The organism is Streptomyces sp. C1-1 (genome assembly GCF_050214755.1).
In the GTDB taxonomy this organism is placed as follows: domain Bacteria; phylum Actinomycetota; class Actinomycetes; order Streptomycetales; family Streptomycetaceae; genus Streptomyces.
Genome location: NZ_CP189827.1, coordinates 262672 through 287693 on the forward strand (window position 1 = coordinate 262672; position 25022 = coordinate 287693).

Here is a 25022-nt window from a genome sequence, read left to right on the forward strand (position 1 = left end):
CCCGCGCATCGAAGCCCGCTTCCGTTGATGGGCGAGGCGGTGATGTCCCGGCGCCACTCTCGGACCGCCTGTGCGGCCATTCACTCTGCTTCGGCGACGCTCCCGTCCGGCATCTGGAACATGCTCAGGTACTGGCCGTAGCCCTCCTTCTCCAGTTCCCCGACGGGGATGAAGCGCAGGGAGGCCGAGTTGATGCAGTACCGAAGGCCGCCCCTGTCACTGGGGCCGTCAGGGAACAGATGCCCGAGGTGGCTGTCTCCGTTCACCGACCGGACTTCGACACGGACCATCCCGTGGCTGGTGTCGGGACGTTCAACGATGTGACCGGGCTCCAGGGTTTTGGTGAAGCTGGGCCACCCTGTGCGGCTGTCGTACTTGTCCACGGAGGAGAACAGGGGCTCTCCCGACACGACGTCCACATAGATGCCGGGGGCCTTGTTGTCCCAGAGAGCGTTGGCGAAAGAGGGTTCCGTCTCGTCCTGCTGAGTTACGCGGTACTGCACTTCTGTAAGCTGTGCGAGGCGTTCAGGACTCTTGGTGTATTCCGGCATAGTTGCCTCCCTGGCGGCGTGGCTGCATCAGCCCTTCTGAGATTTCGCGTCACGTGCCAGCGCTCCCTTACCTCGCGGGAAGACAGCGGCACACGAGGTCGTACGGCATGCTGAGCACCGCGGGAGGAATTCGTTCCAGGTCGATCTCACCCCGGTCATGGGGTTGTGGTAGTGCTCGAGTGCGGCCAGACGCGCTTGTCCGTGTTGGCCCAGCGGCGGTACAGCACGGCGGTGCCGGTGCTAGCGCGGGCGGCACCGGTCGCTGTGGTCGGCCTTCGGGAGTGGAACGACAAGGCTGCCGGGGATCAGCTACGGGGCCGGCTACGACGCCTCGGGTAGCCGCCACTCCGGGCGGATGCGGTGGCAGGTGTACCCGTTCGGATAGCGCTGCAAATAGTCCTGGTGCTCAGGTTCGGCCTCCCAGAAGGCGCCGGCCGCCATCACCTCTGTGACGACCTTCCCCGGCCACAGGCCCGAAGCGTCCACCTCGGCAATCGTGGCCTGGGCAACGCGCCGCTGTGCCTCACCGAGATAGAAGATGGCGGACCGGTAGCTGAGACCGACGTCGTTGCCCTGCCGGTTCAGCGTGGTGGGGTCGTGCACCTGGAAGAAGAACTCGAGGAGTGCCCGGTAGTCGGTCCGGGCGGGGTCGTAGGTGATTTCGATGGCCTCCGCGTGGCTGCCGTGGTTGCGGTAGGTCGGGTTCGCCGTTTCGCCCCCCGTATAGCCGACACGCGTCGAGACCACGCCGTCCAGGGCCCGAAAGAGCTCCTGCATGCCCCAGAAGCATCCGCCTGCCAGAATCGCCTTCTGGTGTGCCATTGCCGTGCCGCCCTTCTGTGAATTCCGCCGTCTCGACCCGACGGGCCAGAGCGCTTGGATCGTGCTCTTCGACCCCGGCCGTGGTCCGTTCGACACGGTGACCTCAGGCCTGGGCACCGTGACAGCGGCCGTGCAGCGCCCACGGTGGTTAGCTGCACGACCCGTGGATTCCTTACGTCTCTTGCGGAAGATTGGGTATGGCTAGTGCCGCGTCAGAGAACCTTTGCCCCTGCTGATGTGACGCGCCGTTCGGGTGCCGCGATCTGCTGCGCGCTAATCTCAGGCCATAGCAGGGCATGGTGTGACCCGCGGGCCGGCTTCGGGTAACGGCGCTGTGGTGAAGGAGCGAGATGCAGGCACTGACCCTTGGTCCCACGAACCGTGAGCGTGTCGTGCTCTTCGCTGCTGGAGCAGGCGGCGACCCGGAGCGTTACCGGCCCCTCCTGGAGCATCTGGCAGCCCACGACTGCCAGGTCATTGCGCCTTACTTCGAGCGTTTCGCTGCTCGGGAGGCGACCACGGCCGAGTTGCTTGCACGCCCGGTTGGGCTGGTCGAGGCGCTCCGCCGCTGGGCGTCTGAGGACGCGTCTGTTGTGGTGGTCGGCCACTCGATCGGTGGATGGGCCGGCCTCTGTCTCGCCGGTGCGACGCCCTGGGGGCGGGACGGCAGGCCGCTGGATGTCCCACGCGAGCCACGTGTCGGCCGTCTCGTCTTGTACGCGCCCGCAGCCGGCTGGTTCGCCGCTCCGGGTGCCTTGGACGCGGTGAAAGCGCCGATGCTCGTCTATGCGGGGGAGATGGACACCGTCACGCCCGTCGAGCAGGCCGTCCGCTTGAAGAGCGCGTCAGCCCAGGTCGACCTTCGCGTCGTGCCAGGGGCCGGTCACTTCAGCTTCATGAATACGCCTCCGCCGGGCATGGTCGAAAGCGAGGGCTTTGACCGTGCTCGATTCCTCACCGACCTCGCGCAAGCGACCCTGGAGTTTGCCAACCCGTCTTGAGATGACGTGACGCGCCGTTCGGACGCTGGTCCGGACGCCGCGGAGCGCCCCCGTAGTGAGCCGCAGCGCTTCCAGAGCCTGAAATGCGGGGGGGGGGTGACGGGAAGCGCGGCCGCCGCGGCGGGTTCCAGTGCACCAAGGACGGGGGCGTGTGGGCGGCGGTGAGCCGATCCCAGGGTCTACGCCGGCGACCTCGACCTCGGTGACCACCCTGCCCGTACAGAGCGACGGAGGATCGGGATGGTCGAGGAGGATGACGTCCGTCACCCGGGTGCGGTGACTCCGATTGCCTTCAATACTCGCCACAGCGGTGCTCTTTCAAGGGAGCAACTTCTCCACACCGGCAGCGCCCTCTTCATCGAGAAGGCGGCGTGCCTGTTCAAGCCTCTCCGGTGTGATGTCGTGGCCGGATGCCAGTACTACCTCTTCGGGGTCGGGCAACTCTTCCGTTCCCGTGTGGAGAACCGCATCCGGTGTATGCGGACCCCATTCATCGTCGCCAGTGCCTTCAGACATCATCTCTCCTGCGTTTGAATAAGTGAGACGCGGGCGTCGCTACGCGCCATGTTCGGCGTGAGAGATCGACCCTTGAAATGGGTGGCAATCTTCACTGATTGCCGGGGCTCTCGTGCTGGTTCGCAGCCCAGGCATACGCCTCTGCCAGGTCCTTCAAGGCCGCTGCGACCGCTCCATGGTCCTTGTGCTCCGCCTGCTGTCGCGCTTGAGATGCGATGGCCTCGAAAAGCGCTGCTCGAGCATCCTGTTGCACCGTAGAGTCTGCACTGCTCACGATGTCCTCCGAATTCCCGTCCGGCAAGAAACCAGACCCAACCGACTCACGCCGGTTCTCCTTGCAACCAATGCATCTGGCAAAGGCGTTGACGCGCCGGGCCGGTCAGTAAGTTGTTCCTCCGCAAATGGTATTGCAGCGTTGATCTACAGCTCATCTATGCAGGATCGATGCCCCCGTGGAGCTGTCGGTCCTGCTAATGCAGCGGCTTGCCGGCCAGGGCCAGGTGGGCCTCGCCCATCGCCTCGTTCTGCGTCGGGTAGGCGTGGATGAGCTGGGCGACCTCGGCCGGCAGCGCCTCCCAGTTGTAGATCAGCTGGGCCTCGCCGACCTGCTCGCCCATGCGGTCGCCCACCATGTGGACGCCGACCACGGCACCGTCCTTCACCTGGACGAGCTTGATCTCGCCCGCGGTGTTCAGGATCTTGCTCTTGCCGTTGCCCGCCAGGTTGTACTTCAGAGCGACGACCTTGTCCGCACCGTAGATCTCCTTGGCCTTGGCCTCGGTGATGCCCACGGAGGCGACCTCCGGGTGGCAGTAGGTCACGCGGGGGACACCGTCGTAGTCGATCGGGACGGTCTTCAGACCGGCCAGACGCTCCGCCACCAGGATGCCCTCGGCGAAGCCGACGTGCGCGAGCTGGAGCGTCGGGACGAGGTCACCGACGGCGGAGATCGTCGGGACGTTGGTGCGCATGTACTCGTCGACCAGGACGTAGCCGCGGTCCATCGCGACGCCCTGCTCCTCGTAGCCCAGGCCCTGCGAGACCGGGCCGCGGCCGACGGCGACGAGCAGGAGCTCGGCCTCGAACTCCTTGCCGTCGGCGAGGGTGACCTTGACGCCGTCCTGGGTGTACTCGGCCTTCTGGAAGAAGGTGCCGAGGTTGAACTTGATGCCGCGCTTGCGGAACGCGCGCTCAAGAAGCTTCGAGGAGTTCTCGTCCTCGACCGGGACGAGGTGCTTGAGGCCCTCGATGACCGTGACGTCCCCGAAGGACTTCCAGGCGGAGGCGAACTCGACGCCGATGACACCGCCGCCGAGGACGATCGCGGACTTCGGTACGCGGTCCAGGACGAGGGCGTGGTCGGAGGAGATGATCCGGTTGCCGTCGATCTCCAGGCCCGGCAGCGACTTCGGCACGGAGCCGGTCGCCAGCAGGACGTGACGGCCCTGCACGCGCCGGCCGTTCACGTCGACGGAGGTCGGGGAGGACAGACGGCCCTCGCCCTCGATGTACGTGATGTCGCGTGCCTTCACCAGGCCGGTCAGGCCTCGGCAGAGTCCGTCGACCGTGTCGTCCTTGTAGCGCTGTACGGACGCCATGTCGATGCTTTCGAAGGAGGCCCTGACCCCGAACAACTCCGCGTCGCGGGTCCGGTCGGCGATCTCGCCCGCGTGCAGCAGGGCCTTGGTGGGGATGCACCCGTTGTGCAGGCAGGTGCCCCCCAGCTTGTACTTCTCGACCATTGCTGTGCGCAGGCCGAGTTGGGCACCGCGCAATGCGGCTGCGTACCCCGCGCTGCCACCACCGAGCACTACAAGATCGAAGCTGTCGGAGGCTTCCGTCATGTGGGGCCCCTGCCTTTCACGTTGTCCGTTTACATGTGAAAGCCCCGCCTACGAGGTTTCACGGCCTGGTGCGACGACTCACCGCGTCCGGCGGAATCGCAAGCGACGCCTTCCGCGCAGCCTTCCCGACGACGCGCAACCGTGGTGCCCACCGGAAAGACGCAGTCCGCGGCGCACGGCAAGCAGGCGCCGTCCTGCCGGACCGCTTGTGAGAAACCCGCAGAGTCGTCCCATCTCGGGCCGAGCCATGCGCACACCCTCGCACCGCCTGGCTTCAAGAAAGACCCATCAGGATCGGTTCTGCGTCTACTCGCCGTCGCGGATCGCCACGAGAGGCCGTGGCGCATGAGGGCCCACTTGCCGCATCGCAGGGACGTCACCCCTGCAAGGACCGACCCTCATCCTGCTGGTGCCGCTCCTTGCGCACCACCCTCGGTGACCCCGAGCTCCCGGCCAGTAAGAACCGAACCGAATGGAGCCGCCAACCCGGTAATGCCGCAACAGACGGCGATAGGCGTCCATTACGCCCATACGCATCAACGGCTGACGTATCCGCCAGACGCAGAGAGGAGGGGCCAGTGGCGAAGCCTCCCCCTCAACGCCCCTCACCTGGGGGTCAGAACGAAAGCTGTACGGAACGCCGCGCTCGGTTTGAGCAGGACGCCCTGGCACATCGGCGATCACTGCTTGCTGCGGCCCGGAGGATGGCGCGAAACCCGGCCGATGCAGAGGACCTCGTCCAGGACGCCTACACGAGGGCGTATGCGTCGTTCGATCAATACCGCCCTGGAACGAATTTCGGCGCGTGGATGCGGAGAATACTCGTGAACCAGTACATCAACACGTACCGAAGGGAACAGCGCCGGCCGCGCCAGTACCTCGTAGCGGATGCCGAGGAACAGCAACTGCCACACCATGACGCATACGACCACATGGCGTTCGGCTCCGCAGAATCCGCCGCCTTGGCTCACATGCCCAGCCCAGACCTCAAGGCGGCCCTCAGCATGGTCCCACCGGTTCGCCGGACGGCCGTGTACTTGGCGGACGTCGAGGGATTCAGTTATCGGGAGATCGCGGACTTCATGGGGACCCCCGTGGGCACGGTCATGTCCCGCATCCACCGGGGACGGAAGCAACTGCGCAGCCTGTTGCTGTCTCAAAACCGGAGTGGAGGGGCCCAGGCATCTTGACGCTCGCGTGTCTTGGGGACGGGGGATCAGGTGGGTTCGCGCGAAGGGAGATGTCATGACCGAGGTGTTGTTCGACGACAGCGCGAAGCGCGTCCGGGCCGTCGACGAACCAGAGAACCATAAATATGCGCTCTACGTGGACGGAGCGCAGGTGGGAACGCTGTCGTATCGTGTCGTCGAGCAGCGGCGGGTCCTTGGCCACACCGAGGTCGACGAGACCTGTCGTGGGCGGGGGTTGTCCCAGATCCTCATTCAGGTGGTCCTTGACGACCTGAATGAGAGACAGCAGAAGGCCACGGTCCACTGTCCTGCCGTCGCTCGGTTCATGACGCGGAGCGTCAAGTACGCCGACGTCATCGATCCCAGCCACCCGGGCATCTGGGTCCTCGGCTCCGGCGGGGACCACGCGGCCTGACCTCCGACGGTTGGAAGGTGACCGACCGAACGTCGCACCTGCACCCTGCAGAGTTGGCCGTCTCCCGCCGGCCTGCGCCGACGCTCCAGCTGCAGGCGACCGATCCCCAACTGCTGCCTCTCCGACTGCCGCACTGATGGGCGGCGGCGCAGCACCTCAGCCGGCCAGAGTGCCTGGTGCCGCGAGCCCGCCGCTGAGTAGTCCCCCACTCGGCAGTCCCCGCGCCCTCACGGACGAACGCGGATGATCGTCTCTCCTTTGACCCGTTCGGTCGGGTTGAACGCGGCGACGGCGTCGTCAGGGGTCGCCACGCTGCCGATGTTGGTCCCAAGCCGACCGTCCCGTCCCCGCTGCACAACCTCGCCCAGTTGGGTGCGACTCGGCTCTACCACGAAGTCGATCGCGAGGCCGTTGCGCGAGCCGGGCCTCCTGCGGACCGGCGATAGTCACCAGTGTTCCTCCGGCTCGCATCACACTCACGGACCGCTGCCCGAGGTCTCCGCCGAAGACATCGAAGACCAGATCGACCCCGCCGACGTCCTCGAGGGTGTCCTTACGAGGTCAACGAACTCCTGCGCGCCGAAGTCGAGCGCCGCCTGCCGGCCGCCCGGTGCCGGATGACGTAGGTGCCGGCCTCTCGCGCGAGCCGGCTCGCCATCGATCCGACTGCGCCGGCCACACCCTGCACGACGACACTCTGCCCGGCTCGCAGGCGGCCGTGCTCGAACAGACCCTGCCACGCGGTCAGGCCCGGCATCACCATGGCCGCGCCGGTCGTGAAGTCGACGGCGGCGTTACGTGCCTCGACTGATCCGGCCGTCGCCTCGGGCAGGAAGACTTCGTAGGTCATGTACGGGCGTGGGTCGACACCTTGACCCGTGCTTCGCTCCTTCGGAGCGATTTCTCGAGGCGCCACGCAGTGTAGAAGCCCGCACAGCCTCCACCGACGATCACGATCTCCCGCGTGATGCTCTCCGCTCGTAGGTCCACACCGGCTGGGGCCAGACGTATCGGCCCCCATCGCCGCGCAGTTGGTCAGCCCCTCCCCCGCGCAGGTGTTCGGAGTCAAGTGCGAGGCGGTCAGACTCCTGACCGCATCCCGCCGCCGCGAGTGAACCGGCTCCGAGCCCGCGCGATCAGCCCATGTGCTCCTTGAGGTAGGAGACGAGACCGAGGACATCCTCCGGCAGGAGTCGGCCGATCGCCCCGGTGGAGTAGACAGCAGTGATGACGGTGCCGTTGGGAGCCAGGACGAAGCCCGTGGACTGCAGGTGTACCGGGTCGTCGTTGAGGAAGGCACCGGTTGCCTCGGCGATCGCGTGGGCGTCCACGCTGTGCGCCACGGGAAAGGTGAGTTTGTTCTTGTCCACGAGTTCCTTCGTCGTGGCTTCGTCGTCGACGGAGAGGGCGACGACCTTGATCCCCACCTGCGTGAATCGGTCACTCGCCCGTTGGAAGGCCCTTAGTTGCGCGGTGCAGTAAGGGCACCACGAACCGCGGTAGAAGAGGACGACGCCGAAGTTGCCGGCGAGCTCCTCGCGGATGTCGAGGGTGCCGCGTCCGACGATGCTGACCTTCAGGGCGGGAAATTCCGCGCCGGAGTTCAACAGATTCATGAATCTTCCTTGGTGGCCAGGCATGTCAATGTGCCGGAGGTGATGGCGCCCAGGGTGAGGCAGAGCATGGGCCCCTGACTGGAAGCCGCCCAGGTCAGTCAAACCGACCTGCTGGGGCGGCGTCGGCGATTTACGGGGTGAGACTGCTGTTGGCCACCCCTGTACCGACGGCACCCGGGAGTCGACCGACCATCAGAGTGCCGACGAAGCACTTGCCGACGGCCGACGAGATGCATCAGTTCTCGATTCTGACCTCGCGCGCGTCGAAGGCGACGTAGCCGCTGAAGTCGCGACCGACACGGGTCACCGCCGACTCCTTGATGTTCGGGTAGGACCAGGCCCCGTCCCTGAGCACCGTCTCGCCGGCTACGACGTCGTGATACTGGGCCTTCCCCTTCCAGGGACAGATGTAGGGGGTCGGGCTGTCGCGGAGCGTGTCAGCCGTGACGGAGCCCGGTGGGAAGTAGGTATTTCCCTCAATGCGAACCACCGCTTCGCTCGCAGCCTCCGCCACGACAGTTTCGCCGACCAGTGCCTTCATGACTCTTTCCCCTCGTTCCTCTCGTGATTGCCCTTACACGGGTCCCAACCGCTCTCGCAGCCAACTGCGTTGGCCCGGAGCCATCAATGCCTAGGTGCGAGGACGCTCCGAGTCGCCCGTCGCTGGTTCGGGCATCGGGCCTAATTCGCGCGACCAGTTGGCAGCCTAGGATCCTTTGTGCGTTCGAGTAGAGGGTTGGTGTCGAGTGGGGCTCCGCTTCTTACCTGTGTTTTGGCACCACCGGGCAATGGGTTAGGTGCGGGCTCGTCGGCGGCATGGCAGACGGTCCGACAGCGCGGCCCAGCACGATCCGGTGCCGCAGAAGCAACTCAAGGAGCTGGAGTTGGAGAGATCGCGACTCGGTGCTGTCAGCCACCGGCCTCCGCCAGCGCCGACTCGGCAGCTGCGCGATCGGAGTAGCCCGGGTGCCGGGGGTCGACCAGATCGACATAGGTGGTGGTTCGCGAGAGGTAGTCGACCACAAACGGGCAGATCGCGGTGATGGTGCCCCCGCGGGAGCGGATCTCGTCGAACACTCGCCCCACCAGGGTGGCCCCGATCCCCTGGTGGTGATGACTCGACTCCACTTCAGTGTGACGAAGGGCGTACCGGTTGGGCTTCAGGCGGGTGTAGTAGAGCCAGCCGACCAGGTCATGATGACGGTAGAGCTCAAAGCGGCCTCGATCGATGTTGTCGATCAGTCTCTCGGTCACCGGCACCTGCTCCTCGCTGCTCATCGAGCCGCTCCTCTCCCTGCACTCACTCGCCCAGACTCACATTGGACTCAATGGTCCAAACTAGAAGCCTGCCAACCGAAAAAACAAAGCAACACGTATCATACGTTGGACTATATAGTCCGTTCGAACGCCCCTGTGTCAGAGCTACACAGGGCCACCGACTGGAGACGAGCAATGCCAGAAGTGGACATGGAGCCATCACCGGCCGCCGTTGAGGTACGCAAGAACGAGACCGCCCGTCTCTACGAGGCGCTGAGGAATGGCCAGGTCGTCGGCACCCTGGCTTACGAGACCACGGGTGGACGTTTTTCGCTCACGCACTCGTACGTGGACCTGGACCAACGACACCAGGGCATTGCGTCAGCCTTGGCGCGCCACGCCCTGGAAGACCTGAGCCGGAACCGAGGCCAGGCCAGGATCGGCATCTACTGCGGTTTCGTCGCCGACTACGTCCAAGCTCACCCCGCCTGGAAGGAATCCGTCGACATCAACCGTTCGGCTTTCATCGCCACTTACACCGCACGCGACACCACCAGCGGGCACTGAGCTGCGGGCTGCGCCGCGCCTAGGCTGTGACCGGGAACCTTTGCCGGGTTGCTCGTTGTGCTGGGTGCCGGTGACGGCATTCGGCAAGGGGGCGGGTATGGCACCACCGGTTAGGGTTCGCCGGCTGACCGAGCAGGAGGGGCAGAAGCTGCAGCGGATCGTCCGGCGGGGAAGCACCAGTTCGGTGCGGTTTCGGTGGGCGCTGATGCTCCTGGCCTCGTCGGGCGGCAGCCCGGTCCCGGTGATCGCGCAGCTGGTCCAGGCCGACGAGGACACCGTCCGGGACGTGATCCACCGGTTCAACGAGGTGGGGCTGGCCTGTCTGGACCCTCAATGGGCGGGAGGCCATCCCCGCCTGCTGAGCATTGAAGACGAGGACTTCGTCGTCGAGGCGGCCACCACTCGGCCGACCGTGCTGGGCAAGCCCTTCACCCGCTGGTCAATCCGCAAGCTCGCCGAGCATCTGCGCCGCAACATCGCCCGCCCGGTGAGGATCGGCCGGGAGGCCCTGCGCTGCCTCCTACTCCGCCGCGGGATCTCCTTCCAGCGCACCAAGACCTGGAAGGAGTCCCCGGACCCGGACTTCGACGCCAAGCTCGACCGGATCGAGTGCGCGCTCACCGAGCGGCCGGACCGGACCTTCGCCCTGGACGAGTTCGGCCCGCTCGGCGTCCGTCCGATCGCAGGATCGTGCTGGGCTCCCCGGTCGAATCCGGACCGGCTGCCGGCGACCTACCGACGCACCCACGGCATCACCTACTTCCACGGCTGCTACTCGGTCGGTGACGACCGGCTCTGGGGAGTTGTCCGCCGCCGCAAGGGCATCGACCACACCTGGGCGGCACTGCGGTCGATCCGTGCGGCCCGCCCGGACGGCGCCCCGATCTACGTGATCCTCGACAACCTGTCCGCGCACCTGAACCGGCGGATCCGCCGTTGGACCGACCGGAACAAGGTCGAGCTCTGTTTCACCCCGACCCATGCGTCCTGGGCCAATCCGATCGAGGCCCACTTTGGGCCCCTGCGGCAGTTCACCCTCGCCAACTCGAACCATCCCAACCACACCGTCCAGACCCGCGCCCTGCATGCCTACCTGCGCTGGCGCAACGAGAACGCCCGCCACCCAGACGTCCTCGCCGCCCAACGACGCGAGCGCGCACGCATCCGCAGCGAGAAACACATCCGCTGGGGCGGAAGAACCCTCCAGCTTGCGGCCTGAACCGGCAGACCTACTGGGCACAGCATCAGTCGTCGAACTCGAAGCCTGCCGTCTCCGCACGGGCAACAAGCTCGCGAACCGCGCTGGGGCTCGAGATCACGGGCTCAAGGACAGTCTTGAGCTGCGTGAGGTCACTCGAGCTCCCGAGCGCACAGAACATGCCGCCCTCGCTGTCGAAGTCGAGGCGCTCCGCAAGATCCGGCCAGGCGAACTGCACAAGACCTTCCCAGAAGTACCCGTTGGGCTCGTGTCCGGCGGCAACCACTGCCGCATCAGCGGCCAGGTCGCCGACATCGAGCGTCAGCGAGTGCTCACCATCGAAGTCATGCAGGGTGATTGTCACGCCGCGATCTTCCCACCCCCGGCACACAGAATGCCCAGCCCTGCTCGCCCGCGCCGAACCCGGCAAACCTTTCCGGTCACAGCACTAGCCGCGACCGGCCGAGCGTACCGAGGCCATGCAGCCTCGGCGCGAGGAAATCAGCCACAAGCAGAGTGCCGCGGCTGTCCACGAGTACACGACGTCCGGGTGCTGAACAACTCCACGCCCCTGAGCCCGACCTGGCCCTAGACGACCAGAAGTCGTTCCTGCCGTACACCTTCAATGCCGATGAAGCGTCTCCGACAGACTGATCGATCGGCGATGTCGGCTGCGGTCGCATACGACTTCGCCGGAACCCTCCTCATCCTCAGCCCTTACCGGTCGTTGCCGATGACAGCGCGTGGCTCATCATGCGGGCCCTTAGGCAAAGCTCGGATCTGGTGAGCGGGCAAGTGGCTGAGGTTTCTCGACGGTACCGTGCTGCCACAAGGAGACTTCGGTCTGATCACTCACCGGCAGTTCCCACTGAAGCGCCACGAAGCCTGGACAGTGACAGCAGCCGGCATCACCGTGACCGGCGTCCTGATCTTTGCCTCCGCACTTGACCAGGGCGCATCGGCCTTGGCAACCAATCAGGATTGCCACGCGGCCGAGCCGACTCACGGTTCACAAAGAATTACGACGAGCGGTGAGCTGAGTCTCGGGCCGAAGTCGTCTCCCCTGTTGGTTGAGGGCTCTCACCCAACAGACATGTTCTCGATGTGTTCAAGTGCCATGTCGATCGAAGTTGCCATCGGTGTGACGTCGCGCGCCGTCTGGGCCAGCAAGTAACCGCCCTGGAGGGCTGCCATGAGCCCGGTCGCGAGCTGGTCGGTCGACACCGTGGGCGGGAGTACGCCACGGTCCTGCATCCGTCGCAGCACGCCAGCCAGGAGCCCCTGCCACGCCGTGAACAACTGCGACAGGGCTCGGCGTGCGAGCGCGTCGTGATCGGAGACCTCGGTGGCCAGCGAACCGAGCGCACAGCCGTAGGCGCCATGCTGAAGGGCACTGTTCTGCACCAACGCGTCACGCCATCGTCGTAGACCCCGGATCGTCGAGACGTGGCCGAGAGACCTGCGCTCGCGTTCGATGACGCGCTCCCCCACGTGGTCAACGACCGCTCGCACGAGCGCATCCTTGCCCTCGAAGTGGTGATACAACTGCGACTTGCTCACCCCGCTCGCCGCCAGCACATCGTCAAGCGTGGTGGTGCCGACTCCCTTGACGTACATCAGGTCGGCCGCTGCGGCGACGATCCTTGCCCGTGTCTTTGCGCCGCGCGCCGTCAGGCGTCTGCCGTTGTGAGAATCAGCGGTCGTCATCACGAGTTCATGGTACTTATCGGTCCTCCCGATCCCCGTCCAGGAAGTCGTCCTTGGTTGCCGCCAAAGGCACGAGCGCGAGGTCGAGCGCCGCGTTGAGAGGCCGAGGATCTCGTGCGATCCGGCTCAAAGTGCTGCCCCCCTGAAGCGCTGCAAGGATCAGCACCGCGATCTTCTGAGCGTCGGCACCGGCCTGTCGAGTCCGGTGCGACGTGCACAGCCCGCCCCCCGGGGCACCGGACTTCAGCAACCGGTCAACCGCCTCCGCGATGAGCTCGCGCCACTGATCGAGGAAGTCGGCTCGCGCGCGTAGGTCACCTGTCTGGCGCAGCGCCAACACGTACGGCGACGACGGGGTCATGAGTTCCTCGACCACCCGGCGGCGCCAGTCCGCCAACTTCGCCCTGTCAGTGACCACGGCCAGACAAGCACTCTCACGCGCCAGGACTTCCGCGATGTGCGTCCTCATCGTTCCCTCCCAACCAGTCGACACCACTGGCCCACCCTGCCAGTGACTGGACTATTTCGTCCATTTCTTGATGGCGGCAGGTGGCCCGCAAATCGTCCGCAGCGCGTACGTCGGTTAGGCAAGGTAAGAAGCTTGGCGCTGACACCGCTATGTGACCGCCGTCCTGTCGCTGCTGGCGGGTTGGCGAACAGACGGGAGCCGTCCCGCGGGGGGGGCGTCCCACTGTGGGGGCGCGAGCCCCACACAGGTCCCGCCCTACGGCGACTCCAGCGAGGACGGGGCGGAGACCGCCCTCCGGCAGCTCCTGTCCCTCCCGAACCACCCACTGCTCCGGTCACGGGCAACAAGCGCATGACCATCGGCGCCATGAGCGCACTGCGCAACCCCGACGGCCTGAAGGTCCCGGGCGACATGGCCCTCGTGTCGTTCGACGACTTCGAATGGGCCAACCTCTTCCCCCCTCGGCTGACTGCCATGGCTCAGGCGGCCTGTCCTCGGCGAACAGGGCGCCTATGGCCCTGTCCCGGATCGCCTCCCCTTCGCTGCCGCCGCGCAAGGCCACCATCAACCCCCCTTCGTGCACCGCCAATCCTGCGGCTTCCCCCTCCCGACAGCACCCCCTGACCAGAGCACACAGGGCTCCTAGGCCTCACCACACCCGCATGCGGCTTCCAAGCCTCCAGACCTCCAGGCCGACGCCGGTAAGGGCTCCGGAGGCGTGCGCCGCTAATCATCAACGACGTGGGACGGATGAGAGAGGCCGATATGACCAGCGGACCAGGAACCCGGTCGCGCGCCGTGGAGCGCGCAGCAGACGTCGCGACCTACCTCATCGACCCGGACGACAGCAACGTCAGTCTCTACGCCCGTAACCTTGCATCCGCCGGCTTTCGCGGCGTGTTCCGGCACGTCGCGGGCACGCTCACCCTGGACCGCGAGCAACCTGAGCGGACGGCGTTCGCGGTGTACGCGACGGCGTCAAGTCTCGACACCGGTTCGAAGGAACGGGACGCACGCATGTGCGGAGCCGCCTTCCTCGACGCCGGGCGGCACCCGCTCGTGTCGTTCTGGTCCTCCTCGGCCGAAGTCCACGATGCGGGCCTGTTCCGCCTCGTCGGCAACCTGTCACTCAGGGGAATCACGCAGTCGCTCGTTGTCGACGCAGTGCGCCACGAACGCGCCCATGGACCACAGGGTCCGGAGCTCGTGACGGTAGCGGGGCGCTCCGTACTGAAGCGTTCGCAATGGAGCCCGCTGCGGACCGCGGGCGTCGAGGCGGGCGGCTGGTTCGCGGGCGATGACGTCGAGTTGTTCTTCGACGTCTGCGCAGTGAAGCAGGAACCCATCGGATGGCGGCCCTGAGCGCTGTGTTCCGAGCCCGCGCCGAGCGGTCAGGGTCGCACACGTACAGGCTGCGGGCGCTCTCCGGGCGGTACATGCCCGGAGAGCGCCGCGCCTGTGGGTCAACCTCCCGTGGGGATCGACAGCACGGTGACGCCGCGCATGTCGAGCCAGCTCGTTCTCGCTGTGCTCACCAGGCGGATCATCACCTGTCCGCAGCTCTGGCACCGGGCGACCAGTCCCGGGGCCCGGGCATACACACGTAGTCCGGCGACGGGCCCGGTCCGGCCGCAGTGGGCACACCGGCTGATCGCCACGGTGAGGTCCACGGCGAAGATCTCAGCGAGTGGCCCGGCCAGAGCGTTGCCGTCCACGTGGGTCTCGGCGACGCCGACGGGCGCCTCGTTCTGCGATGTCATCTCGGCCTCCTCAGCCGCCGAAGCGCTCGGTTCGCACGCGCTCGGGAGCATGCCCGAGCAGTACCAGGTAGGCGGCCGCCTTCTCGACGAAGCCCGTGGGGCCGCACACGTAGACGAGCGGCTCGAAGTCCGGTGGCCAGCCGTGGCGCGCCAGGTCCTCCGGAGTGATGCGGCCCGCGGGGCGCGCGGCCCCCTGTGGGGCCTCGCGTGTGTAGATGCGTGTCACGTCCAGTCCGGGGCCGCCCTGCTGCATCTCGGGGCCGTAGAGCTGCTCCTGTGGTGAGCGGAGCGAATAGATCAGCCGGAACGGGACCCGGCTGCCGACCGCATGCCGGGCTCGGATCATGCACATCAGGGGCACCAGCCCGGACCCTCCGGCCACCAGAAGCACCGGCTCGTGCTGCTCCGGCCGCCATACAAACCAGCCGCCGACCGGACCCCTCAGCTCCAGCCGGTCGCCGGGAACCAACTCGTCGACCAGGTAGGGCGAGACCTCGCCGTTGGCGATTCGCTGGATCGTCAGCTCCACACGTGTGCCGTCCTGGGCTGATGCGATGGAGTAGCTGCGCTGCGTGCTGTACCCGTCCTCCGCAGTCAGGCGGACGTCCACGTGCTGGCCGGCGAGATGGCCGGGCCATCCCGGCACGTCCAAGGTCAGGGTGACGGCCGTCGGCGACTCGACACGCCGTCCTGTCACCTCGGCCGCTCTCCAACGCAGTCGGTCGCCTAGTCTCCCCAGTACCGTTGCTCTCGCCATGGGTCTCCGTAGTTGTGATAGCCGGCGCTCTCCCAGAACCCCTGGGTGTCGTCGTCGCCGCGGACCCACTTGGCGCACTTCCACAGATACAACGGGCGTCGGGGATCCGGTGCGTGGGCGCTGTGAGCGCGGTGCGGGTGAACGGGGCTCGTGCGTGCTGTCGGCCGGAGACCCGGTCGCGCGCCACATGGCCCGACATCGCCTCCAGCCGTCCGTCTCGGGACTGGTGTCATTCGATGTCGCGATCGGGGACGACGTGGATGGCTGCCTCTTCCGCCGAGGCTGCGCCGCCGTCGATGCCGACGTCCCGCGCCGTGTAATCGTCGTCGAAGCCTACGTCGCCGTCCCTGTCCCAGCCGACCAGGCGGCCTGCACGCTCGTCGCCGACCTGGTCGTCGAGGAGTTCCCCGTCGGTGTCGACGGTGTCGCCCAGTCCGTCGCCTTCGTCCTGCGCGCTCAATTCGGGAACCTCGCGCCTCAGTCGGTGGGTCAAGTCCTCGTGGGAGGCCGCCTCTCTGGCGGTCAGGCCCCACTCGGACACACCGAGGGACCTCTCGGGAGGCGAGTACCCCTCGTCGAGGATGTCCTCGCCGAACTCGTCCTCGTCGTACTCCTCCTCGGGGCGCAAGGGGTTGAAGTCTGCTGGATCGCTCGACGCCGAAGCGTCATCTGCTGCCGTCATCAGGGTCTCCCAGGCCGTGTCGTCTTCTCCCCGCGCCGTCCTGCCGCAGTGGCCCGGGTCCCCTCATCCAAGCGGCACGTTGTGGACGCGGCATCTACGCGGCGTCGCCGAGCCGGCGCGGGTTCCTCGTCCGGGCGGAGGTCACCCGCGCGTGCCGGCCCCAGCTCCCCGGCCGATCCAGGTGCTGCCCCTCCCCCGCGTTTGTCCGGAGACCGATGGGGCGCCGGTCCAGCGTCCGTCACCGCCCGCTGCGCTCCAGGGCCCGGACCTCGGGATGGCGTAGATCGAATGCCGGGGACTCCGAGCGGATCGTGGGCAGGGACAGGAAGTTGTGCCGCGGGGGCGGGCAGGAGGTGGTCCATTCCAGCGAACGGCCGTATCCCCAGGGGTCGTTGTCCGTCACACGCGGCGCGTAGTGCGAGGTCTTCCAAACGTTGTAGAGGAACGGCAGCATGGAGGCGCCGAGCAGAAAGGACCCGATCGTCGAAACGGTGTTCAGGGCGGTGAACCCGTCGGCCGCCAGGTAGTCGGCGTAGCGCCGCGGCATTCCCTCGGCGCCCAGCCAGTGCTGGACGAGGAACGTGCAGTGGAACCCGACGAAGAGGGTCCAGAAGTGGATCTTCCCGATTCGCTCGTCGAGCATCTTGCCCGTGAACTTGGGCCACCAGAAGTAGAAGCCCGCGAACATGGCGAACACCACGGTGCCGAAGACGGTGTAGTGGAAGTGCGCCACGACGAAGTACGAGTCGGAGACGTGGAAGTCCAGGGGCGGGGAGGCGAGCAGCACCCCCGTCAGGCCGCCAAAGAGGAACGTGACGAGGAAGCCCATGGCCCACAGCATGGGCGTCTCGAAGGACAGGGATCCCTTCCGCATCGTTCCGATCCAGTTGAAGAACTTCACGCCTGTGGGGACGGCGATCAGGAACGACATGAACGAGAAGAAGGGCAGCAGGACCCCTCCAGTGACGAACATGTGGTGTGCCCAGACGGTCACAGACAGGCCGGCGATGGCGATCGTGGCGCCGACCAGGCCCATGTAGCCGAAGACCGGCTTCCTGCTGAACACGGGCAGGATCTCCGTGACGATACCGAAGAACGGCAGGGCGATGATGTACACCTCGGGGTGGCCGAAGAACCAGAAGAGGTGCTGCCACAGCAGTGGCCCGCCGTTGGCGGCGTCGTACACGTGCGCGCCGAGCTTCCGGTCCGCCTCCAGGGCGAGGAGGGCTGCCGCCAGCGTCGGGAAGGCGATCAGGACCAGGACCGCGGTGAGCAGGATGTTCCACGTGAAGATCGGCATGCGGAACATGGTCATGCCGGGCGCGCGCATACAGATGATGGTCGTGATGAAGTTGACCGAGCCGAGGATGGTCCCGAAGCCCGACAGGGCCAGGCCCATGATCCACAGATCGCCGCCCACGCCGGGCGACCGCAGGGCGCTCGACAACGGCGCATAGCCGGTCCACCCCCAGTGGGCGGAGCCGTCGGGGGTGAGGAATCCCGACAGGACGATCAGGGACCCGAGGAGGTAGAGCCAGTACGCGAACATGTTCAGCCGGGGGAACGCCACGTCCGGGGCGCCGATCTGCAACGGCATGATCCAGTTCGCGAACCCTGCGAACAGGGGGGTGGCGAAGATCAGGAGCATGATGGTGCCGTGCGCGGTGAAGGCCTGGTTGAACTGTTCGTTGGACAGGAACTGCAGGCCCGGGCGCGCGAGTTCGGCGCGCATGACGAGGGCGAAGGCACCTCCGACGAGGAAGAACACGAACGAGGTCGTCAGATAGAGCGTCCCGATCCTCTTGTGGTCGGTGGTGGTCAGCCACTCCACCACGACCCTGCCCGCACCTACGCTCTGTGGGCGCTCCATGGCCGTGTCGGTCACCTGTACTTCCGCCACCGTCGCCTCCGTGCGTCTGTTCTATGGCGCGACGACGTGCTCGTCGCGCCGTGAGCGCAAATCAAGCAGCGCGTCATACATGTGCCGTCTACGGCGGGTGAAGGGCCTGGTGGGGGCAGCTGGCGAGGGTGGCGGATGCAGTTGCTGCTCTTCGCCCCATGGGGCCGGATGAGCCGATCTTGCGGATGGCTGTAGGTTGCGGCATCAGCCGAGGCACACGGCCGCCTTCGACGAGGCGTATCGCTCGGCAGATGTGGCCGACCGGGTGCCTGCCTGATGATGGACACCTGGGTGCGGACCGATCCGATGGCCCAAGCCGAGGCACTGTCGACCCACACGTCCTCGACTAGGGTGGCGAGGCTTGACCGGATGGGCGGCTCTTCCCGCTCGGCGGACTGCGCTGCCAGCGGGTCGGGGCAGGCGGTGTCGCACGGCGGGACGTTTGCCGCGTAGATGTGACGTAGATGGGCGCGAGGTGCCGGGGCGACGCCCGTCCGGTACGCAGGAGGAGCGCCGACGGCGCCGAGGACGGGCCCACCGCCCTTCGACCACGACAGCGCATGGAGCAGCCATGTCCCTCCCAACCGCCTACGGACACCTGGCCGCGGCGGATCCCGTCCTGCGGCGGCTGGTGGGGGGCGTCGGCCGTCCCGACCCGTTCACCTGGCAGGAGCGCGGCTACCCCGTGACGTCCAACTTCGCCGCGATGGCCCTCCACATCATCGGCCAGCAGATCTCCACCGCGGCGGCCCTGACGATCTTCGGGCGGATTTCAGCGTCGATGGGCGGCGAGGTCACCCCGGCCGGGCTCCTCGCCCTGCCCGAGGACCGGCTGCGGGCCTGCGGGCTGTCCCGGGCCAAGGCGTCCTACCTCCACGATCTTGCCCGGCGGCAGGCGCAGGGCACCATCGATCTGGAGGACATGGCCGGCGTCGACGACGCCACCGCGCTCGCCGACCTGACCGCCGTGCGGGGCGTCAGCCTCTGGTCCGCCCAGATGTTCCTCGTCCACCAACTCAAGCGCCCGGACATCCTGCCCGCAGGTGACATCGGCATCCGCCGGGCGATCGAGCGCGCCTGGCAGTTCGACGCCGTACCCGGGGTCGAGGAGACCCGCCGCCGTGCCTTTCCGTGGTCCCCCTACCGCACGTACGCCGCGGCCCTGTTGTGGGCCTCGCTCTCGACCCCCCTCCCCCTCGCGGAGAGGCCAGGCGGCCGTGCACGCCGAACCCTCGGGACGGCGCAGTGAACCGGGCCGCCCGTACCGGGGCCGGCGCCCCCGGGCCACGGCAGGCTGAACGCCCGGCACGAAGCACCGGACCGCCCCCCTCCCGGGGCCCGCTTTCTCCGTGTCCCTCACTCCCCCAGTCGGTGCCATGAACCTCCCGTCCGATCCTCCCGCGTTCTCCGGCCAGTCACTGTGCGCAGACGCCGCCCGCTCCCCGCTGCGCGCCTTCCTGCACACTGAGGTAGCCAGTGCAGTCGTGCTCCTGGCAGCCGCTGTCGCCGCCCTGGTGTGGGCGAACACCACGCCGGCGCACTACGAGTCGTTCTGGAACGCAGACGTTGCCGTTCAGGCCGGCCGCTACCGTGCCTCGCTGTCGTTGCACGAACTCGTCAACAACGGCCTCATGACGGTGTTCTTCTTCGTCGTCGGCCTGGAGGCTCGCCGCGAGTTCGACATGGGCGAACTACGGGAGCGCAAACGCCTCGCGCTTCCGCTCGCCGCCGGGGTGAGCGGGATGCTCGTCCCGATCGTGATCTACCTCGCCTTCAACGCGGGGCAGCCGTCGGGGCACGGCTGGGGAGCAGCGATGTCGACGGACACCGCCTTCGCCCTCGGCATGCTCGCCACGTTCGGCGCCCGCCTGCCGGCCGGACTGCGGGTCTTCATCCTGACCATCGCTGTCGTCGACGACCTCCTGGCCCTGGTCGTCATCGCGACCGCCTACAGCAGCGACGTCAGGGTCGTGTCGCTGCTTACGGCCGTGGGCCTGTTCGGCGTGGTGCTGCTTGCGCGCGGCCTGAAGGTGCGTCGGGGGCTGGTGTACGGGATCCTCGCAGTCGCCGCGTGGGCCGCGCTGGCCCGTTCCGGAGTGGACCCGGTCATCATCGGTCTCGCGATGGGCCTGCTCACCTACGCGGGCCCGGCCTCGCGCGGGGAACTGGAGCGCACGAGCGGGCTCTTCCGCCGCTTCCGCGAGCAGCCCACGCCCGAGGCCGCGCGCGTGGTGCGGGAGGGCCTCGCCTCGGCCCTCTCCCCCAACGAGCGCATGCAGCGGCTCTTCCACCCCTGGTCGAGCTACGTGATCGTCCCCTTGTTCGCGCTGGCGAACGCAGGGATCGTCATCGACTCCGGTCTGCTCTCCCGGGCAGCCACGTCCCCCATCACTCTCGGCATCTTCGTCGCCTATGTGGTGGGCAAGCCCATCGGGATCCTCGGCGCGTCAGCCGCGGCGACCGGCCTGAGCCGCGGGCGCGTCCGGCCACCGGCGGGCTGGGGCGCGGTCACCTCCGGCGGCGCGCTGGCCGGTGTCGGCTTCACGGTATCGCTGCTCATCGCCTCACGCGCCCTTGTCGGCGCCGAACTCGACGAGGCCAAGGCGGGGGTGCTGGGCGCCGTCATCGTCTCGTTCGCCCTCAGCTGGGCCATCACCGGGGTGGTCAACCTGCTGCCGCACCCGGCCCGCCTTCGCGCGCGTATCGGCAGGGCGGAGACCATCGTGGACCTGGCCGTGCCGGTCGACCCCGCACGCGACCACGTGCGGGGGCCTCAGTCGGCGGCGGTGACCATCGTGGAGTACGGCGACTACGAGTGCCGCTACTGCGGCCTGGCCGAACCGGTGGTCCGAGACCTCCTCCGCGGCCGTGACGACGTGCGCTACGTGTGGCGGCACCTCCCCCTCGCCGACATCCACCCGCACGCACAGATCGCCGCCGAGGCGGCCGAGGCCGCCGCGCACCAAGGGGCCTACTGGGAGATGCACGACTTCCTCCTCACCCACCAGAGCAGCCTCACCCTCGCCGACCTGTCCGCCCACGCCGCAGCCATCGGGCTGGACGTGGATCGCTTCCGCACCGACGTGAGGAGCAGGGTCGGCGCCGACCGCGTCGCCGAGGACGTGGAGAGCGCCGACCTCAGCGAGGTCGCGGGGACACCCACGTTCTTCATCAACGGCCGCCGCCACCACGGCGCCTACGACATCGCGAGTCTGACGGCGGCTGTGCGCACGGCGCGGGAGCGGGCAGCGGTGGCACGAGAGCGCCGACAGGGGCGTCTGCGGAGCGCGCGGTAGGGCCGAGGTGTCAGACGGCGCTCCCTTCACACGGGCGCCGAAGCCCGGTTCAGTCGGCACCGGCTTTCACCTCGCCTGATGCGGCCGTTGATCTGGTCGATCCGTTCCGGGATGGCCGCCTTGATTCCTCGCCTGCGCAGGTAGGAGCGGATCTTCGTGGATGAGTAGCCCTTGTCTGCGGCGACCTGCTCGGGGCGGGTGCGAGGACGGCCTGGCCCGCAGCTCCGAGTGCAGCCCGTCGGCCCCGACCACCAGGTCGAAGCGCCGCCGGTCGCCGCCCGCGAAGACCACGTCGACCCCGCCCGCGTCCTGTGCGAGTTCGGCGATTCGGTCGCCGAAGATGTACTCGACGCCGTCGCGGGTGTCGTCGTAGAGCACCTGGGGCAGGTCCCCGCGCAGGATCTCGATGTCCGCGATGAACCCGTCACCACCGTCGTCGTCCGCGCGGAAGGTCTCCAGCACCTGCCCGTCCGCGTCCACGGTGTGCGCACCGGCGGTGTCGGTGCACGCCGCGCGGACCGCCGCGTCCAGCCCCATGCGGGTGATGACCTCCTTGGCGACCCCGCGCGCGTCCACCGCCTGCCCGCCGGGACGCAGTTCGGAAGCCCGCTCCACCACGGTCACCTTTGCCCCCCACCGGCTCAGCCAGTGAGCCAGGGCGGGTCCCGCGATGCTCGCCCCCGCCACCAGCACCCTGGGGCCGCTCATCTGCATCCCCTGCTCGCCCGTCCGGATCGTGCGCTCCCGCTCAGAGTCGTCGACGCCCATCACTGCCTCCATGTGCTTCCTCCCGCGCCGGAACATTCCCAGCACAAGCCCACCGCTGTCGGTGGATCCCGGGGTCTCGACTGCGGGTGGGCACCAAACTCATCGGTGGCCGACATCGTGTCCACGCTCCCGCGAACACCCTGAACTCGGCATACCTGCGTCCGACATGGTCAGGTCGCCTCGACCTCGGCAGCCATCGATGAGAAGCGAACGCACATGATCATGGCGCTCTGTGACGATCCGGGCAGGGAGACGCCCTACGCGTGCGCAGCCCCCGGCGGCCAGCATCACCCGCGCCGCTTGGATCACCGCCTCGCCCCTGAAGACGTGCAGGGTGGACGATGTGCCGCAGCCGACTCGGGGATGACTGCGGCACCCGTCCTCAACCCGCCCTCAAAAGCCGTTCGGGCGAAACTGCCGACTGCCCCGCCCGGCCATCGTCATACTCCGCCATCCGAGTGGTGGCCTTTCCCCGCCCTCCGACGACCGCCTCAAACGGGGTCGCCATCCCCGTTATCTTCTTCGCGGTCCTGCAAGAGGGCCGCTGGCCTCCGGGCCCGGCATGACTGTGTCCCCCTGTCGAACGGATGACCTGGGGGGTGGTGTCACCGGGCCCGGGAGGTGCCGTTGGAGACGCTGATGAGAGGTCCGACTACCGCCCAGCCTGGCGCAATGCCCGGCCCCTTGCGGGCGGCAGGTCTGCATAACGTGGATGCGCACGTACGGCGCCAACTCCCTGGCCAGCATCGCACCGAAGCAGTTGGGAGCACGATGTTCGACATCGGTGATGTGGGCGTCTTCCTCGGCCTGGACGTCGGCAAGAGCGCCCATCACGGGCACGGCCTCACCCCGGCCGGCAAGAAGGTCTTCGACAAGCAGCTGCCCAACAGCGAGCCGAAGCTGCGTGCCGTCTTCGGCAAACTGGCCGCGAAGTTCGGCACCGTGCTCGTCATCGTCGACCAGCCCGCATCCATCGGCGCCCTCCCGCTCACCGTGGCCCGGGACGCCGGCTGCAAAGTCGCCTACCTGCCAGGCCTGACGATGCGGCGGATCGCCGACCTCTACCCCGGCGAGGCCAAGACCGATGCCCGCGACGCGTTCATCATCGCCGACGCGGCCCGCTCGATGCCCCACACCCTTCGCTCCCTCGATCTGGACGACGAGATCGTCGCCGAGCTGGTGCGAGGGCGTGGCGTTCGGAGGGCTCGGTGGGGTGTCGTGGGCTGCCTTGATGGAGGAGCGCCGCCCGGGCGATGAGGATCGTGGCGATGACGGCGGCGGCGGTCAGCACGGTGGCCGCGTGCTGATCGGACATCACGGTGAAGAGTCCTTCGCGGGGTTCGGGGTGGGCGGCGGCAGGGCCGGTATGCGTCCAACCAGCCGTGTCGCCTGCGTATATGCGCGTCAGCCGGGCCAGGCGACGGGTGGCGGTGGCGCCGGCGCGGTCGACGGCCGCCTTGACGCCGGCGAAGATCGCGCCCTGCACGGTGGCGGCGAGCAGCACTTCTGCCCAGTTGCGCTGTTCGTCGGTGGCGTCGGGGGCGTCCTCGTCGTGACCGAGGATCTTCCACGCCTGCTTGAACGCTGCGCCGGCAAGCATGCCGCTGACGGCCCTCAGGGCGAGACCGACCGGCTTGTAGGCGATCTTCGAGGGCCTTCACCCGGCTCACCTCTTCCGACGGAAGGCCAGCCACAGCACGACGGCTACACCGGCCGCCGTCAGCAGCAGGCTGCGGTTGTCGCGTGCCAGCTGCGCGCCCTGGACCGTTTTGTTCCGTACCGGCTCGGGTGCTTTCTCCTCCCACACATGGCCGGCCTGGGCCGCCCTCTCGCGGATCTGCCCGGCGGCCTGGGCGGCCCACTCCTTGACCGGGTCGGGCAGGCTGTCCTGCGCCCGGTGCGTCAGGTCGGCGGCCTTCGTCCTCAGTTCCCCGGCCTTGGCGGTGGCCTGCTGCTTGACCTCGGCCGCCTTCTCCTGGGCGCGGGCCTTGACGTCCGTCTTGGCCGCCATTGCCTCGACCGTCTGCCCGAGTTCCTCGCGCGTGTGCTCGACCTGCTCGCGCAGTTCATCGGGGCTGGAGGCGGTGGGTTCGTCGTGGGGCGGCTGGGTCATCGCTGTGCACTCTCCTTGATCTGGGCCACATCGGCCTTCATGCTCTGCACCGTCCGCTCGGGCGTCGGAGGTGCGCCTTCCTTGATCTGTTTCCTGCCGCTCATGGCCATCACCGCAGCGATCACGCCCAGCACAGCGGTGACGATCAGCGCCGCGGCCCACACCGGCAGTGGTACGGCGAGGGCTGCGATCGCGGTGGCCACCAGGGCCTGCGCCATCAGGAAGCCGACCACCCCGGCGCCGCCGAACAGGCCCCCGCCCTTGCCGTAGCGTTTGCCTTTCTCCTTCATTTCCGCCTGGGCCAGCTGCATCTCGCCTCGCACCAGCTCCGTCAGCTGCTGCGAGGCGCGCTGCACCAGCTCGCTCACCGGCTCGGCACTGCCATGCGTACTGCCGCGGCCGCCCGTCGGGGGCTGAATGGTCGACACGACGATCACCTCCCGTCTTCCCTGCCCGGTCCATCACGACGGGCCGTGCGGTGGACCGTCGCCTGAGCGCGCGAGTACCCCGAACAGACCAGATCAGGACACCCCGACGCGATCTGGAGCGAGAGGGAGTCATCCGCGACGGGCGGGGCACCCGCGCGGGCGCGG

General features: G+C 67.7%; 25 protein-coding genes and 7 pseudogenes. 11 read left to right on the forward strand and 21 right to left on the reverse strand.

Annotated features, from left to right (window positions below):
- Nucleotides 1-80 precede the first annotated feature (80 nt).
- Both msrB and msrA read right to left on the reverse strand, forming a co-directional pair.
- Nucleotides 81-551 carry a peptide-methionine (R)-S-oxide reductase MsrB gene (gene msrB, locus ACQF4J_RS47565; RefSeq protein ID WP_427168889.1) on the reverse strand — a complete coding sequence of 157 codons (471 nt, stop codon included), beginning with the start codon at nucleotides 549-551 and terminating at the stop codon, nucleotides 81-83.
- 321 nt (nucleotides 552-872) lie between these two features.
- Nucleotides 873-1373 (reverse strand): peptide-methionine (S)-S-oxide reductase MsrA, encoded by a 501-nt coding sequence (msrA, locus tag ACQF4J_RS47570; RefSeq protein WP_427168890.1) that lies wholly within the window; start codon nucleotides 1371-1373, stop codon nucleotides 873-875.
- A 350-nt stretch (nucleotides 1374-1723) separates the two neighbouring features.
- On the opposite strand from msrA, the gene ACQF4J_RS47575 reads away from it, so the two are divergent.
- A complete protein-coding gene (locus ACQF4J_RS47575) occupies nucleotides 1724-2374 on the forward strand; it encodes an alpha/beta hydrolase family protein (protein ID WP_427168891.1) in 651 nt (216 codons plus the stop codon).
- A 240-nt stretch (nucleotides 2375-2614) separates the two neighbouring features.
- Entirely contained in the window at nucleotides 2615-2908 is a 294-nt protein-coding gene (locus ACQF4J_RS47580; RefSeq protein WP_427168892.1) for a hypothetical protein, read from the forward strand.
- Between the two features lie 452 nt (nucleotides 2909-3360).
- On the opposite strand, the gene lpdA is transcribed toward ACQF4J_RS47580, so the two are convergent.
- Entirely contained in the window at nucleotides 3361-4734 is a 1374-nt protein-coding gene (gene lpdA, locus ACQF4J_RS47585; protein WP_427168893.1) for a dihydrolipoyl dehydrogenase, read from the reverse strand.
- 578 nt (nucleotides 4735-5312) lie between these two features.
- Between lpdA and ACQF4J_RS47590 the strand changes: the two genes are divergently transcribed.
- Complete coding sequence (locus ACQF4J_RS47590; protein WP_427168894.1) at nucleotides 5313-5924, forward strand: sigma-70 family RNA polymerase sigma factor; 612 nt, start codon at nucleotides 5313-5315, stop codon at nucleotides 5922-5924.
- Between the two features lie 55 nt (nucleotides 5925-5979).
- Nucleotides 5980-6339, forward strand: a complete 360-nt coding sequence (locus ACQF4J_RS47595) for a GNAT family N-acetyltransferase (protein ID WP_427168895.1) — start codon at nucleotides 5980-5982, stop codon at nucleotides 6337-6339.
- Nucleotides 6340-6566: 227 nt separating this feature from the next.
- Here ACQF4J_RS47595 and ACQF4J_RS47600 read toward each other — a convergent pair.
- From ACQF4J_RS47600 to ACQF4J_RS47620, 5 genes and pseudogenes are all read right to left on the reverse strand, one after another.
- Nucleotides 6567-7150, reverse strand: a pseudogene (locus tag ACQF4J_RS47600) (zinc-binding dehydrogenase); the annotation flags it as partial.
- Nucleotides 7124-7308: pseudogene (locus ACQF4J_RS47605) on the reverse strand (FAD/NAD(P)-binding protein); the annotation flags it as partial. The pseudogenes ACQF4J_RS47600 and ACQF4J_RS47605, both read right to left, overlap by 27 nt.
- Nucleotides 7309-7475: 167 nt before the next feature.
- Nucleotides 7476-7955, reverse strand: coding sequence for a peroxiredoxin family protein (locus ACQF4J_RS47610; protein ID WP_427168896.1), 480 nt, complete (start codon nucleotides 7953-7955; stop codon nucleotides 7476-7478).
- 235 nt (nucleotides 7956-8190) lie between these two features.
- A complete protein-coding gene (locus ACQF4J_RS47615; RefSeq protein ID WP_427168897.1) occupies nucleotides 8191-8496 on the reverse strand; it encodes a DUF427 domain-containing protein in 306 nt (101 codons plus the stop codon).
- A gap of 368 nt (nucleotides 8497-8864) precedes the next feature.
- Nucleotides 8865-9233, reverse strand: coding sequence for a GNAT family N-acetyltransferase (locus ACQF4J_RS47620; protein ID WP_427168898.1), 369 nt, complete (start codon nucleotides 9231-9233; stop codon nucleotides 8865-8867).
- Between the two features lie 174 nt (nucleotides 9234-9407).
- Here ACQF4J_RS47620 and ACQF4J_RS47625 point away from each other — a divergent pair, with 174 nt between their 5' ends.
- Nucleotides 9408-9779 carry a GNAT family N-acetyltransferase gene (locus ACQF4J_RS47625; protein WP_427168899.1) on the forward strand — a complete coding sequence of 124 codons (372 nt, stop codon included), beginning with the start codon at nucleotides 9408-9410 and terminating at the stop codon, nucleotides 9777-9779.
- Nucleotides 9780-9876: 97 nt separating this feature from the next.
- Complete coding sequence (locus tag ACQF4J_RS47630) at nucleotides 9877-10998, forward strand: IS630 family transposase (protein WP_427168900.1); 1122 nt, start codon at nucleotides 9877-9879, stop codon at nucleotides 10996-10998.
- A gap of 25 nt (nucleotides 10999-11023) precedes the next feature.
- On the opposite strand, the gene ACQF4J_RS47635 is transcribed toward ACQF4J_RS47630, so the two are convergent.
- The 3 genes from ACQF4J_RS47635 to ACQF4J_RS47645 all read right to left on the reverse strand — a co-directional run bounded on the left by ACQF4J_RS47635 (nucleotide 11024) and on the right by ACQF4J_RS47645 (nucleotide 13153).
- A complete protein-coding gene (locus ACQF4J_RS47635) occupies nucleotides 11024-11341 on the reverse strand; it encodes an Imm51 family immunity protein (protein ID WP_427168901.1) in 318 nt (105 codons plus the stop codon).
- Nucleotides 11342-12057: 716 nt separating this feature from the next.
- Nucleotides 12058-12684, reverse strand: coding sequence for a TetR/AcrR family transcriptional regulator (locus ACQF4J_RS47640; protein WP_427169012.1), 627 nt, complete (start codon nucleotides 12682-12684; stop codon nucleotides 12058-12060).
- 16 nt (nucleotides 12685-12700) lie between these two features.
- A complete protein-coding gene (locus ACQF4J_RS47645; RefSeq protein ID WP_427168902.1) occupies nucleotides 12701-13153 on the reverse strand; it encodes a hypothetical protein in 453 nt (150 codons plus the stop codon).
- A gap of 366 nt (nucleotides 13154-13519) precedes the next feature.
- Between ACQF4J_RS47645 and ACQF4J_RS47650 the strand changes: the two genes are divergently transcribed.
- Nucleotides 13520-13777: a hypothetical protein gene (locus ACQF4J_RS47650; RefSeq protein ID WP_427168904.1), complete on the forward strand. Its 258-nt coding sequence runs from the start codon at nucleotides 13520-13522 to the stop codon at nucleotides 13775-13777.
- Between the two features lie 174 nt (nucleotides 13778-13951).
- A complete protein-coding gene (locus tag ACQF4J_RS47655) occupies nucleotides 13952-14515 on the forward strand; it encodes a YceI family protein (protein ID WP_427168905.1) in 564 nt (187 codons plus the stop codon).
- A gap of 101 nt (nucleotides 14516-14616) precedes the next feature.
- On the opposite strand, the gene ACQF4J_RS47660 is transcribed toward ACQF4J_RS47655, so the two are convergent.
- From ACQF4J_RS47660 to ctaD, 5 genes and pseudogenes are all read right to left on the reverse strand, one after another.
- Entirely contained in the window at nucleotides 14617-14913 is a 297-nt protein-coding gene (locus tag ACQF4J_RS47660; RefSeq protein WP_427168906.1) for a DUF6510 family protein, read from the reverse strand.
- 10 nt (nucleotides 14914-14923) lie between these two features.
- On the reverse strand, nucleotides 14924-15670 hold the full coding sequence (locus ACQF4J_RS47665; protein ID WP_427168907.1) for a ferredoxin reductase: 747 nt from the start codon (nucleotides 15668-15670) through the stop codon (nucleotides 14924-14926).
- A pseudogene (locus ACQF4J_RS47670) lies at nucleotides 15640-15762 on the reverse strand (sulfite oxidase-like oxidoreductase); the annotation flags it as partial. The pseudogene ACQF4J_RS47670 and the gene ACQF4J_RS47665, both read right to left, overlap by 31 nt.
- Before the next feature lie 137 nt (nucleotides 15763-15899).
- Nucleotides 15900-16352 carry a DUF5709 domain-containing protein gene (locus ACQF4J_RS47675; protein WP_427168908.1) on the reverse strand — a complete coding sequence of 151 codons (453 nt, stop codon included), beginning with the start codon at nucleotides 16350-16352 and terminating at the stop codon, nucleotides 15900-15902.
- A 238-nt stretch (nucleotides 16353-16590) separates the two neighbouring features.
- Complete coding sequence (gene ctaD, locus ACQF4J_RS47680; protein WP_427169013.1) at nucleotides 16591-18222, reverse strand: cytochrome c oxidase subunit I; 1632 nt, start codon at nucleotides 18220-18222, stop codon at nucleotides 16591-16593.
- A 601-nt stretch (nucleotides 18223-18823) separates the two neighbouring features.
- Here ctaD and ACQF4J_RS47685 point away from each other — a divergent pair.
- The gene (locus ACQF4J_RS47685; RefSeq protein WP_427168909.1) at nucleotides 18824-19501 is read left to right on the forward strand and encodes a DNA-3-methyladenine glycosylase family protein; all 678 of its coding nucleotides are present in this window, start codon (nucleotides 18824-18826) and stop codon (nucleotides 19499-19501) included.
- 127 nt (nucleotides 19502-19628) lie between these two features.
- Nucleotides 19629-21548: a Na+/H+ antiporter NhaA gene (gene nhaA, locus ACQF4J_RS47690; protein WP_427168910.1), complete on the forward strand. Its 1920-nt coding sequence runs from the start codon at nucleotides 19629-19631 to the stop codon at nucleotides 21546-21548.
- A gap of 68 nt (nucleotides 21549-21616) precedes the next feature.
- Here the strand turns inward: nhaA and ACQF4J_RS47695 are convergent.
- A pseudogene (locus tag ACQF4J_RS47695) lies at nucleotides 21617-21760 on the reverse strand (IS5/IS1182 family transposase); the annotation flags it as partial.
- Between the two features lies 1 nt (nucleotide 21761).
- A pseudogene (locus ACQF4J_RS47700) lies at nucleotides 21762-22256 on the reverse strand (FAD-dependent monooxygenase); the annotation flags it as partial.
- A gap of 831 nt (nucleotides 22257-23087) precedes the next feature.
- On the opposite strand from ACQF4J_RS47700, the pseudogene ACQF4J_RS47705 reads away from it, so the two are divergent.
- A pseudogene (locus tag ACQF4J_RS47705) lies at nucleotides 23088-23495 on the forward strand (IS110 family transposase); the annotation flags it as partial.
- A 235-nt stretch (nucleotides 23496-23730) separates the two neighbouring features.
- On the opposite strand, the pseudogene ACQF4J_RS47710 reads toward ACQF4J_RS47705, so the two are convergent.
- The 3 genes and pseudogenes from ACQF4J_RS47710 to ACQF4J_RS47720 form a co-directional block, all read right to left on the reverse strand.
- Nucleotides 23731-23916, reverse strand: a pseudogene (locus tag ACQF4J_RS47710) (DUF4235 domain-containing protein); the annotation flags it as partial.
- A gap of 66 nt (nucleotides 23917-23982) precedes the next feature.
- Nucleotides 23983-24429: a DUF3618 domain-containing protein gene (locus ACQF4J_RS47715; RefSeq protein ID WP_427168911.1), complete on the reverse strand. Its 447-nt coding sequence runs from the start codon at nucleotides 24427-24429 to the stop codon at nucleotides 23983-23985.
- Nucleotides 24426-24857, reverse strand: coding sequence for a phage holin family protein (locus ACQF4J_RS47720; protein ID WP_427168912.1), 432 nt, complete (start codon nucleotides 24855-24857; stop codon nucleotides 24426-24428). Before ACQF4J_RS47720 ends, ACQF4J_RS47715 begins: the two co-directional genes overlap by 4 nt.
- Nucleotides 24858-25022: the final 165 nt, after the last annotated feature.